Consider the following 11,759-nt stretch of genomic DNA (forward strand, 5'->3'; position numbering starts at 1 on the left):
TCTGTTTCCCCGGCTCGCGCTGCGCTTAGCCGGGCTACAGGCCCATGCGGTCCGTGGAGTCTGTAGCCCGGATAAGGCGTTTACGCCGCCATCCGGGAACTCTCGTCACTCTTTCTTCTTTGCCTCGCGGCGCTTTAGCCACCAGTGCGCCGCAACCACCAGCACCACCGCCAGAATCAGCCAGATCCAGTGCTTCAGATGCGCATCCAGATGATGCAGCCACGGGCCAATCGCTTCCCCGCCGAGATAGCCGAGCGTGGTAAAAATTAACGCCCAGATAATCGCGCCGACAATATTCAGCGGCAGAAACACCTTCGGCGGCAGGCGGCTGGCGCCAATCAGCAGCGGGCCGATAACCCGAAAGCCGTACATAAAGCGGGTGCCGATGACAAACAGGTAGGGGCGACGCTGGATCATCCGCTGGGCCTTTTGGATCCGCTTTTTCTGGCGTGCGAATCGCCGCAGAATCCGTCCGCCAAAGCGCCTGCCGAGTAAATAAAGCAGCTGATCGCCAATCATCCCCCCGAGGGCGACCGAGATAACCACCAGCCAGAACTTCAATAATCCCTGATGTGCCGCCACGCCGCCGAGCAGCGTGATGGTTTCGCCTTCCGCCACGCTGCCAATGACCAGCGCCGCGTAGCCGTACTGGGAAATCAGGTTATTGATATCCATATAAAGATTAACTCCATAAAACGTCAGTCCCTTAATCATACACCCTGATGATAAAAATGCGGGGGAAGCGCATTTTTCTCGCTGTACACAAAATAATCTACAAGGTGAATTATACTTGGATCAGTGCTGTACCACGCCGTGACAAGGGGGACGCTATGAACCATGTCTGGGGGCTCTTCTCTCATCCTAATCAAGAGATGAGCGTTATTAAAAGCGAAAACGAAACCGTTTCGCATCACTATACGCACCATGTGCTGGTCATGGCGGCGGTTCCGGTTATCTGCGCCTTTATCGGCACCACGCAGCTGGGCTGGAACTTCGGCGACGGCACGGTGGTAAAACTGTCGCTGATGACCGGGCTGGCCCTGGCGGTGCTGTTTTACGCCGTGATGCTCGCCGGGGTTGCGGTGATGGGGCGGGTTATCTGGTGGATGGCGCGAAGCTATCCGCAGCGGCCTTCCCTTAAGCGCTGTATGGTTTTCGCCGGCTATGTCGCCACGCCGCTTTTCCTCAGCGGGCTCGTGGCGCTCTATCCGCTGGTGTGGCTGTGCGCGCTGGTCGGGACCGTCGCGCTGCTTTACACCGGCTATCTGCTGTATCTCGGTATTCCCACGTTCCTGGGGATTAACAAAGAAGAGGGGTTGAGCTTCGCCAGCTCGACTCTGGCGATAGGGGTGCTGGTGCTGGAAGTGCTGCTGGCGATCACCGTTATTCTCTGGGGATACGGATATCGGCTCTTCTGATTTAACTCATTGCCGGCATAAATAGATTTTTATGTCGGCAATGCAGCATTTGTTCACGATTCTTATTAGCCAGCTCGCGTTCTGACAAGGTATGATGATTTTTGCCAGCGGCGTCATCACCCCAGCGCCGCGGCGTACGTTCATAACGTGCAAAAATACTTTTCAGAATGTTCACGATGACCAAATTTCGAGTTTCTTTGCTCAGCCTGACGTTGCTGCTGGCTGTGCCTTTTGCGCCCCAGGCGTTGGCTAAAACCTCCACGGCGGTGACCGCCTCCCAGCCGGATATCGCTTCCGGCAGTGCGATGATCGTCGACCTTGCCAGCAAAAAAATCATCTATGCCAGCCAGCCGGACCTGGTTCGCCCGATGGCGTCGATCACCAAGGTGATGACCGCGATGGTGGTGCTTGATGCCCATCTGCCGCTGGATGAGATGCTGACCGTTGATATCAGCCAGACGCCTGAAATGAAAGGGATCTATTCACGGGTGCGTCTGAACAGCCAAATCAGCCGCCGCAATATGCTGCTGCTGGCGCTGATGTCGTCGGAAAACCGCGCCGCCGCCAGCCTGGCGCACCATTATCCGGGCGGCTACGACGCCTTTATCCGCGCGATGAACGCCAAGGCGCAGGCGCTGGGGATGACCCGCACCCGCTACGTTGAGCCCACCGGTCTGTCGATTCATAACGTCTCTACCGCCCGCGATCTGACTAAGCTGCTGATCGCCAGCGAGCAGTATCCGCTGATTGGCCAGTTGAGCACCACCAAAGAAGATATGGCGACATTCGCCCATCCGGCGTATACGCTGCCGTTCCGCAATACCAACCATCTGGTCTACCGCGATAACTGGAATATTCAGCTGACCAAAACCGGCTTTACTAACGCGGCGGGCCACTGCCTGATTATGCGTACGGTGATTAATCAGCGCCCGGTGGCGCTGGTGGTGATGGATGCGTTTGGCAAATATACCCACTTCGCCGACGCCAGCCGCCTGAGAACGTGGATTGAAACGGGAAAAGTGATGCCGGTTCCGGCTTCCGCGCTCAGCTATAAAAAGCAGCGTGAAGCGCAGATGGCCGATGCGATGCTGAAAGGCGGCGCTCAGACCGCGCAGAACGATTAACCCCCATTTCCCCGGATTACGGCGTAAACGCCTTATCCGGGCTACAGAACCGCTGTACCGTAGCCCGGCTAAGCGCAGCGCGAGCCGGGGGGTTACTCCGGCAGCGTCCAGTCGCCATCGCCGAGCGGGCGCTGCATAATCAAGGTATCCCGCCAGTCGCCCATCTTATAGCCGACGCTGCGCAGCTGACCCGCCACGCTAAAACCGAACTTTTTATGAATCGCAATCGACCCGGCGTTACTGTGGCCGTCGCCGATAATCGCCAGCATTTGTCGCCACGGTCCCTGTTCGCATTTCTCAATTAACCGGGAGAGCAGGGCGCTGCCGATACCGCGTCCCCCCATTCCCGCCTCAACGTAAATCGACTCTTCCAGGGTGTAGCGGTAGGCCGGACGCGGGCGGTAAAAGGTGGCGTAGCAGTAGCCGACGATGGTGCCGCGCCACAGGGCAACCAGCCACGGCAGCCCGCTATCGCGCACGGTTTTGATTCGCTTGCGCATCTCATCCACGGTTGGCGGGATCTCTTCAAAAGAGGCGCGTCCATTGAGCACGTGCCAGACGTACAGCGCGGCGATAGCGTGGGCGTCATCGGGCAGCGCTTCGCGGATCTCTAAGTCAGCGTCGTGTAGCTTATCCACTGCGGACATGATGGGTTAATTCCTTAAACGGGTTTGCCGGAGAGGAAATTTCTCCGGCGTGCAGCGTAATACAGAAGCCCCGCGGCTGAACAGTCCCCCGTGCGGATTATTGCGGTTCGGTCGCGCTCGTCGGTTTATCCTGCGCTTCGCCCCAGTATTTTTGCTTACTGGTTTTGCCAATCCCCGGGTTCATGCTGTTGGTGGGATCGTTTTCGCGATAGAAGAGTTTTAAGCTTTCCGGCGCTTCATACAGATGGCCGACGTTATGCTCGGCCGGATATTGGGCGCCCCGCTCCTTCAGCAGCGCCAGCATTTTCTCTTTCAGTTCGTGGGCATCGACGCCTTTTTTCACGATGTAATCCTGATGGAAAACGTGGCACATAAAGTGGCCGTAATAGAGCTTATGCACCAGCTGGCTATCGATATCGGCGGGAAGATGCTCAAACCATTCGGTGTCGTTACGGCGCAGGGCGATGTCCAGCGCCAGAATATCTTCCACCTCATCGGCGTGTACCGCCTGGTAGCGGATCGCCGCACCCGCGGCGGCAAAGCGGTGCAGGAAGGCTTTGCTGCCTTCTTCTGCGGTGCAGACGAAGAAATCCCCTTCGGCATTCTGGAAATATTCCCCGAGCCAGGCCTGAGCCTCTTCGATGCCGTCGCCCGCCATTTTCAGCAGCAGATGGTGTTCGTATTTATCGCGCCAGGTTTTCATTCGCTCCGGCAGATGCGACGGGAAGACGTGACCCAGCTTTTGCATAAAGCGGTCGGTGAAGTGCGGCTTAAACAGCGACACTTTCTCCAGCATCGCGTCGGTGCGGCCCTTCATGGTAAAGAAGAACGGCATTTTATCGGTGCCGAGCTTGTCGATCATCAGGAAGGTGTCTTTCCCGTACTGCTCGGCGATGTCGTAAATATCGCGGTGCATATACTCGCCCGCCACCGGCAGATGGTTGAACTCGGCGAGAATATGGCGGCGAATTTCGGTCAGCACGTCCGGGCGGTTGGTGCCGATGTAGAACACCTGCTGGCGTTTTTCCGCCGGGAAGGTATCGAGGCGCACGGCGAACACCGCCAGCTTGCCGGCGCAGCCCGAGGATTCAAACAGGCGGTCCGGGTCGGCGTTGTAGCGCGCCGGGGTATCGGCATTCACGTCGCGCACGCGGGTGACGTAATCATGATCGTGGGCGTGGCGGCCATCGTGGCGCACATCTTCATCTTTAACCCGTTCGTCGTCGAGGCGGCTGAGGATTTGCTCCGGCGTGGTGCCGAGGTCAATGCCGAGGTGGTTCACCAGCGTCAGCTTGCCGTTTTCATCAATTTGCGCGTACAGCGACATTTCGGTATACGCCGGGCCGCGCTGTACCAGCGAGCCGCCGGAGTTGTTGCAGATCCCGCCGACCACCGATGCCCCGATGCAGGATGAACCAATGACCGAGTGCGGTTCGCGACCCAGCGGCTTCAGCGCTTTTTCCAGCGAATAGAGCGTCGTGCCGGGATAAGCCAGCACCTGCTCGCCTTTATCCAGCAGATGCAGTTTATCCAGGCGCAGGGTGCTGATAATAACGATATCGCGGTCATAATCGTTACCGTTCGGCGTTGAGCCTTCGGTCAGGCCGGTGTTGGCCGCCTGCATCAGAATGATTTTATCGGCGTTGACGCAGGCGTTCAGCACGCGCCACAGCTCCAGCAGGGTACCGGGAAAGACTACCGCCAGCGCGTCGCCCTGGCCGGAGCGAAAGCCTTTACGGTAGCGCTGGGTTTTAGCCGGGTCGGTGAGCAGATGGGACGAGCCGACCAGACGGGCGAGTTCAGCCAGAAAAGCGTTGTTATAGGTTGTTGCAGATGACATGTTCCACTCCTTGTGGTGGTACAAAATTATCAAAAATAAGAATAGCGCTTTGTATGACAATTTGATGCATCAATGTTTCTAAAAATCAGAGAACAACGCGCGCTTTATTCAGGCGTCTCGTTTATGTTTATGGCAGACTTCGATTTTTGCTATCTTTTCGCCGATCTGGTCGACTGGAACAATGAGGGATAAAAATGAAATGGCTTTGTACTGTAGGCGTCGCTGTGAGCCTGGCGCTGCAACCGGCGCTGGCGGATGAATTGTTCGGCAATCATCCCCTAACGCCGCAGGCGCGGGATGCGTTTGTGACGGAACTGCTGACGAAAATGACGGTGGATGAAAAAATCGGTCAGCTGCGCTTAATTAGCGTCGGCCCGGATAACCCGAAAGAGGCCATCCGCGAGATGATCAAAGAAGGCCAGGTGGGGGCGATTTTTAACACCGTGACCCGCCATGATATACGCATTATGCAGGATCAGGTGATGGAACTCAGCCGCCTGAAAATCCCGCTCTTTTTCGCCTATGACGTGCTCCACGGCCAGCGTACCGTCTTTCCGATTAGCCTTGGCCTGGCCTCCTCTTTTAACCTCGACGCGGTGAACACCGTCGGGCGGGTGTCGGCTTACGAAGCGGCCGATGATGGCCTGAACATGACCTGGGCGCCGATGGTCGACGTCTCCCGCGATCCGCGCTGGGGCCGCGCTTCTGAAGGGTTCGGGGAAGATACCTACCTGACCACCGAGATGGGCAGGGCGATGGTGGAGTCGATGCAGGGGAAAAGCCCGGCCGATCGCTACTCGGTGATGACCAGCGTCAAGCACTTTGCCGCCTACGGCGCGGTCGAAGGCGGCAAAGAGTACAACACCGTTGATATGAGCCCGCAGCGCCTGTTCAACGACTATATGCCGCCCTACAAAGCGGGGCTGGATGCGGGCAGCGGCGCGGTTATGGTGGCGCTCAACTCGCTCAACGGTACCCCGGCGACCTCCGACGCCTGGCTGCTTAAGGACGTGCTGCGCGACCAGTGGGGCTTTAAAGGCATCACCGTCTCCGACCATGGCGCGATCAAGGAGCTGATCAAACACGGCGTGGCGTCGGATCCGGAAGACGCGGTGCGCGTGGCGCTGAAGTCCGGCATCAACATGAGCATGAGCGACGAGTACTACAGCAAGTATCTGCCGGGACTGGTGAAGTCCGGTAAGGTGACGATGGCGGAGCTGGATGACGCGACCCGCCACGTGCTGAACGTGAAATATGATATGGGCCTGTTTAACGATCCGTATAGCCACCTGGGGCCGAAAGATTCCGATCCGCAGGATACCAACGCCGAAAGCCGCCTGCATCGCAAAGAAGCGCGCGAAGTGGCGCGTGAAAGCCTGGTGCTGCTGAAAAACCGCCTCGATACGCTGCCGTTGAAAAAATCGGGCACTATCGCGGTAATCGGCGCGCTGGCCGACAGCAAGCGCGACATGATGGGCAGCTGGTCGGCGGCGGGCGTGGCCGATCAGTCGGTCACCGTGCTGACCGGTTTGCAGAACGCGCTGGGCGACAAAGGCAAGATTATCTATGCCAAAGGCGCCAACGTCACTGACGATAAAGGCATCGTCGACTTCCTCAATCTGTACGAGAAAGCGGTGCAGGTTGACTCGCGCTCGCCGCAGGAGATGATTGACGAAGCCGTGGCGGCGGCGAAGCAGTCCGACGTGGTGGTTGCCGTGGTGGGCGAGGCGCAGGGCATGGCCCACGAAGCCTCCAGCCGCACCGACATCACCCTGCCGCCGAGCCAGCGCGCTCTGATTAGCGCGCTGAAAGCGACCGGTAAACCGCTGGTGCTGGTGCTAATGAACGGTCGTCCGCTGGCGCTGGTGAAAGAGGATCAGCAGGCTGATGCGATCCTCGAAACCTGGTTTGCCGGCACCGAAGGCGGCAACGCTATTGCCGATGTGCTGTTCGGCGACTACAACCCGTCTGGCAAGCTGCCCATGTCCTTCCCGCGCTCGGTCGGGCAGATCCCGACCTACTACAGCCATCTCAACACCGGTCGCCCGTACAATGCGGATAAGCCAAACAAGTACACCTCGCGCTACTTTGATGAAGCCAACGGCCCGCTCTATCCGTTTGGCTACGGCCTGAGCTACACCACCTTTAGCGTTTCCGACGTGAAAATGTCGGCGCCGACCCTGCAGCGGGACGGCAGCGTGACCGCCAGCGTGCAGGTAACCAATACCGGCAAGCGCGAAGGGGCGACGGTGATTCAGCTTTATCTGCAGGACGTTACCACCTCCATGAGCCGTCCGGTGAAAATGCTGCGCGGCTTTAAAAAGGTGACCCTCAAGCCGGGCGAGACGCAAACCGTCAGCTTCCCGATTGACGTTGAAGCGCTGAAGTTCTGGAACCAGCAGATGAAGTACGACGCCGAGCCGGGTAAATTCAACGTCTTTATCGGCGTCGACTCCGCCCGCGTGAAGCAGAGCGAGTTTGAACTGCTGTAATGGTGATTTGTCGCCCGGGTGAGGCTGCGGCCGCCACCCGGGAACAGGCATTCCTTACCCCAAAGGCCGATTTATCGGCCTTTTCTTTTTCCGCTCCGCCCCAAATGAACTACGCTTTTTGCTTAAGCTCCTGTTAATGGAGCGCAAATTAAAGAGGGACGCGAGGATGATTAAGGCAAGTATGTGGTCCGGCACGCTGGCGCTGGCGGCCCTGATAAGCCTGCCGCTGCAGGCGGCGGAGCCGGTTAAGGTCGGCTCAAAAATTGACACCGAAGGGGCGCTGCTCGGCAATATTATTTTGCAGGTTCTGGAAAGCCACGGGGTGAAAACCGTTAATAAAATCCAGCTCGGCACCACCCCGGTGGTGCGCGGGGCGATAACCGCCGGTGAGCTGGACATTTACCCGGAATATACCGGCAACGGGGCGTTCTTCTTCAAAGAGGAGAACGACCCGGCGTGGAAAAACGCGCAGCAGGGATATGAAAAAGTTAAAAAGCTGGATGCGGAAAAGAATAAGCTCGTCTGGCTTACCCCGGCTCCGGCCAACAACACCTGGACCATCGCCGTCCGTCAGGATCTGGCGGAGAAAAACCACCTCGCCTCATTAAGCGATCTTGCCGGCTATCTGAAAAAGGGCGGTGACTTTAAGCTGGCCGCCTCGGCGGAATTTATTGAACGGCCGGACGCGCTGCCGGCGTTTGAAAAAGCCTACGACTTCAAGCTCAAGCAAAATCAGCTGCTGTCGCTGGCGGGCGGCGATACGGCGGTCACCATCAAAGCGGCGGCGCAGCAAACCTCCGGCGTGAATGCGGCGATGGCCTACGGTACCGATGGCCCGGTCGCCGCGCTGGGTCTGCAAACCCTGAGCGACCCGAAGGGCGTGCAGCCGATTTATGCGCCCACGCCGGTCGTACGTGAAGCGGTGTTAAAAGCGTATCCGCAGATAGCCGACTGGCTACAGCCGGTCTTCGCCAGCCTGGATGAAAAGACGCTGCAAAAGCTGAACGCCAGTATTGCGGTTGAGGGCCTGGATGCGAAGAAAGTCGCCGCCGACTATCTGCAACAGAAAGGGCTGCTGAAGTAGGGCGCGCGTGACCACTCGTTGCTGTAACCGGGTTGCGCTGCTGCTGGCATTCCTCCTGCTGCTGGCGATGGCGCTGCCGTTTATCAACTATGCGCCTAACCGGCTGTTATCCGGCGAGGGGCGCTGGCTATGGCAGGTCTGGCCGTGGCTGGCGGGCGTACAGGGGGCGGCAGGGCTGCTGATAGCGCTGCTGAGCTGGCGTCCCGGGCGTCTCCCGCTGCTGGTTATCTTCCTGCTGGCGGATCTGCTGCTGCCTTTATTGCTGTGGGGAGCCGGCAGTGCGGCGGTACAGCTGGCTCAGAGCGGTTCTCCGCTGGCCCGCACCTCGCCGGGAAGCGGCCTGTGGCTGGCGCTGGCCCTGTGCCTGCTTATCGCCAGCGATGCCGTTCGTCGCCTGACGACCCGAGCCCTGTGGCGCTGGCTGCTGAACGCGCAGGTCTGGCTGCTGCCCGCGCTGCTGCTGGGGCTCGGCGCGCTCGATGGCCTCTCTTTGCTGAAAGAGTATTTCAATCGCCGCGAGGTGTTTGACGATGCGCTGTCCCAGCATGTGACGCTGCTGTTGGGGACCCTGCTGCCGGGGCTGCTGATTGGCTTGCCCGTTGGCGTCTGGCTCTGGCGCTACCCCCGCTGGCAATCGCCGGTTTTTGCCGTTCTCAACGTGATTCAGACCGTTCCCTCCGTCGCGCTTTTTGGCCTGCTTATCGCGCCGCTGGCCGGGCTGGCGCGCCAGTTTCCGTCGCTGGCGCAGCTCGGCGTTTCCGGTACCGGCATCACGCCGGCGCTGATTGCGCTGGTGCTGTATGCGCTATTGCCGCTGGTGCGCGGGGTGACGATCGGCCTTCAGCAGGTGCCGCGCGAAGCGCTGGAGAGCGCGACGGCGATGGGGATGAGCGGCGTGCAGCGCTTTCGTCAGGTACAGCTACCGCTGGCGTTGCCGGTGTTGTTGCGCAGCCTGCGGGTGGTCAGCGTACAAACCGTGGGTATGGCGGTGGTGGCGGCCCTGATTGGCGCGGGCGGCTTCGGCGCGCTGGTTTTCCAGGGGCTGCTCAGCAGCGCGCTGGATCTGGTGCTGCTGGGGGTTATCCCGACCATCGCGCTGGCGGTGGTGGTGGATGCGTTATTCGCGCTGTGGGGCGCATTACTGAAAGGAGAGGCCCGTGATTGAGTTCGACGGCGTCAATAAAGCCTTTGCCGGAGAGCCTGCGGTGAAAAACCTCAATCTGCATCTGCGCGAGGGGGCATTTTCGGTGCTGATTGGCACCTCCGGCTCGGGGAAGTCGACCACGCTGAAGATGATTAATCGCCTGGTGGAGCACGACAGCGGGACGATCCGTTTCGCCGGGCAGGATATTCGCCAGCAGCCGGTGCTCGAACTGCGCCGCAGAATGGGCTACGCCATCCAGTCCATCGGCCTGTTCCCCCACTGGACGGTGGCGCAGAACATTGCCACCGTCCCGCAGTTGCAAAAGTGGTCGCGGCAGAAGACCCAGGCGCGGGTCGATGAGCTGATGGCCTTGCTGGGGCTGGAGCCGGGCCTGCGCGAACGCTACCCGCATCAGCTTTCCGGCGGCCAGCAGCAGCGCGTCGGCGTGGCGCGCGCGCTGGCCGCCAACCCGGAAGTGCTGCTGATGGATGAACCCTTCGGCGCGCTCGATCCGGTGACGCGCGAAGCCTTGCAGCAGGAGATGATCCGCATTCATCGCCTGCTGGGACGCACTATTGTGCTGGTGACTCACGATATCGATGAGGCGCTGCGGCTGGCGGACCATCTGGTGTTGATGGACGGCGGCGAAGTGGTACAGCAGGGTGAGCCGATGCAGATGCTGCTGGAGCCAAAAAATGCGTTTGTGGAGACGTTCTTTGGCCGTAGCGAACTGGGCGTGCGCCTGCTGTCGCTACGCGGCGTGAGTGATTATCTGCGCCGCGATGAGCGCCTGGCGGGGGACGCGTTGAACGTGACGATGACCCTGCGCGAGGCGCTGTCGCAGTTCGTTGCTCATCGCCGCGAGGTGCTGCCGGTGGTCGATGAGCAGGGAGAGGCCTGCGGGACGCTGCATTTTGCCGACCTGCTGCGCGAGGAGGCCCGGCGTGAAGGTGCTGCGTGATCCGCTGCTGTGGCTCAGCGCCATGTTTATCGCGCTGCTGCTGGCGTTGCCCTACAGCGCGCCGCTGTTCAGCGCGCTGTTTCCCGAACTGCCGCGTCCGGTTTATCAGCAGGAGAGTTTTGTTTCTCTTACCCTGGCGCACTTTTGGCTGGTGGCGCTCTCCAGCCTCGCGGCTACGGTGGTGGGCGTCGTCGCCGGGATTGCGGTCACCCGTCCGGCGGGGCATGAGTTTCGCCCGCTGGTGGAGACGATTGCCGCAATGGGGCAGACGTTTCCGCCGGTCGCGGTGCTGGCGATTGCGGTTCCGGTGATGGGGTTTGGCTGGCAGCCCGCGCTTATTGCGCTGGTGCTGTACGGCATCTTACCGGTTTTGCAGGGCACGCTGGCCGGGATTGGGGCGGTACCGTCCGGTGTGTTAGCTATCGCTCAGGGAATGGGGATGACCGGCTGGCAGAGGCTGATAAAAGTTGAGCTGCCGCTGGCGGCGCCGGTGATGCTGGCCGGGATTCGTACCTCGACCATCGTCAATATCGGTACGGCGACCATTGCTTCAACCGTCGGCGCGAATACGCTCGGCACGCCGATTGTTATCGGCCTCAGCGGATTTAATACCGCTTATGTGATTCAGGGGGCGCTGCTGGTGGCGCTGGCGGCGATTATCGTCGACCGGGGGTTTGAACGGCTAAACCGGCGAATCAGCCGACACCACCGCGAACAATAAATGAATAACCGGCCAGCATCACGCCGCCGATGCCGCTGATGGCCATAAATAAGAACAGGGTAATCACCGCAATTTTCGCTGGCTTCATAATAGGCTCCTGATGTTAACGCAGGGATTATACGGTGAAGCGCAGGTGTTAATAAAACATTAATTGCTTTTTAGCTACGACAACCCCCCCCCGGCTTGCGCTGCGCTTAGCCGGGCTGCGGTTCATCACCGTCTGCGGACCGGTAGCCCGGGTAAGGCGTTTACGCCGCAACCCGGGGAATGTGCCGCGACGTGGCATTGCTGCGGTTTCTACCCGGCTTGCGCTGCGCTTAGCCGGGCT

At 59.7% G+C, this 11,759-nt stretch carries 11 protein-coding genes; 7 read left to right on the forward strand and 4 right to left on the reverse strand.

Annotation, left to right across the window (positions count from 1 at the left end; translation table 11 throughout):
• Positions 1-105 precede the first annotated feature (105 nt).
• Positions 106-675 (reverse strand): DedA family protein, encoded by a 570-nt coding sequence (locus ABLU67_RS07225; protein ID WP_014230139.1) that lies wholly within the window; start codon positions 673-675, stop codon positions 106-108.
• 155 nt (positions 676-830) lie between these two features.
• Here ABLU67_RS07225 and ABLU67_RS07230 point away from each other — a divergent pair, with 155 nt between their 5' ends.
• On the forward strand, positions 831-1,418 hold the full coding sequence (locus tag ABLU67_RS07230) for a Yip1 family protein (RefSeq protein WP_004122818.1): 588 nt from the start codon (positions 831-833) through the stop codon (positions 1,416-1,418).
• Positions 1,419-1,594: 176 nt separating this feature from the next.
• Entirely contained in the window at positions 1,595-2,542 is a 948-nt protein-coding gene (gene pbpG, locus ABLU67_RS07235) for a D-alanyl-D-alanine endopeptidase (protein ID WP_014230138.1), read from the forward strand.
• A gap of 92 nt (positions 2,543-2,634) precedes the next feature.
• On the opposite strand, the gene ABLU67_RS07240 is transcribed toward pbpG, so the two are convergent.
• A complete protein-coding gene (locus ABLU67_RS07240; RefSeq protein WP_004138576.1) occupies positions 2,635-3,189 on the reverse strand; it encodes a GNAT family N-acetyltransferase in 555 nt (184 codons plus the stop codon).
• 97 nt (positions 3,190-3,286) lie between these two features.
• Positions 3,287-5,029 (reverse strand): D-lactate dehydrogenase, encoded by a 1,743-nt coding sequence (dld, locus tag ABLU67_RS07245; RefSeq protein ID WP_348852229.1) that lies wholly within the window; start codon positions 5,027-5,029, stop codon positions 3,287-3,289.
• Positions 5,030-5,223: 194 nt separating this feature from the next.
• On the opposite strand from dld, the gene bglX reads away from it, so the two are divergent.
• The 5 genes from bglX (at position 5,224) to ABLU67_RS07270 (ending at position 11,431) form a co-directional block, all read left to right on the forward strand.
• The gene (bglX, locus tag ABLU67_RS07250; RefSeq protein WP_186006287.1) at positions 5,224-7,521 is read left to right on the forward strand and encodes a beta-glucosidase BglX; all 2,298 of its coding nucleotides are present in this window, start codon (positions 5,224-5,226) and stop codon (positions 7,519-7,521) included.
• 166 nt (positions 7,522-7,687) lie between these two features.
• Positions 7,688-8,605, forward strand: coding sequence for an ABC transporter substrate-binding protein (locus ABLU67_RS07255; protein WP_186006288.1), 918 nt, complete (start codon positions 7,688-7,690; stop codon positions 8,603-8,605).
• Positions 8,606-8,612: 7 nt separating this feature from the next.
• On the forward strand, positions 8,613-9,770 hold the full coding sequence (locus tag ABLU67_RS07260) for an ABC transporter permease (protein WP_025106765.1): 1,158 nt from the start codon (positions 8,613-8,615) through the stop codon (positions 9,768-9,770).
• Positions 9,763-10,710, forward strand: a complete 948-nt coding sequence (locus ABLU67_RS07265; RefSeq protein ID WP_025106766.1) for an ABC transporter ATP-binding protein — start codon at positions 9,763-9,765, stop codon at positions 10,708-10,710. Before ABLU67_RS07260 ends, ABLU67_RS07265 begins: the two co-directional genes overlap by 8 nt.
• Positions 10,694-11,431, forward strand: coding sequence for an ABC transporter permease subunit (locus ABLU67_RS07270; protein ID WP_014230132.1), 738 nt, complete (start codon positions 10,694-10,696; stop codon positions 11,429-11,431). Before ABLU67_RS07265 ends, ABLU67_RS07270 begins: the two co-directional genes overlap by 17 nt.
• Here ABLU67_RS07270 and ABLU67_RS07275 read toward each other — a convergent pair.
• On the reverse strand, positions 11,406-11,519 hold the full coding sequence (locus ABLU67_RS07275) for a protein YohO (RefSeq protein WP_004103838.1): 114 nt from the start codon (positions 11,517-11,519) through the stop codon (positions 11,406-11,408). The two genes, ABLU67_RS07270 and ABLU67_RS07275, sit on opposite strands and share 26 nt — an antisense overlap.
• Positions 11,520-11,759: the final 240 nt, after the last annotated feature.

Origin of the sequence: Klebsiella sp. GN_Kp190, assembly GCF_040061795.1 — a bacterium.
Taxonomy (GTDB): Bacteria; Pseudomonadota; Gammaproteobacteria; order Enterobacterales; family Enterobacteriaceae; genus Klebsiella; species Klebsiella michiganensis.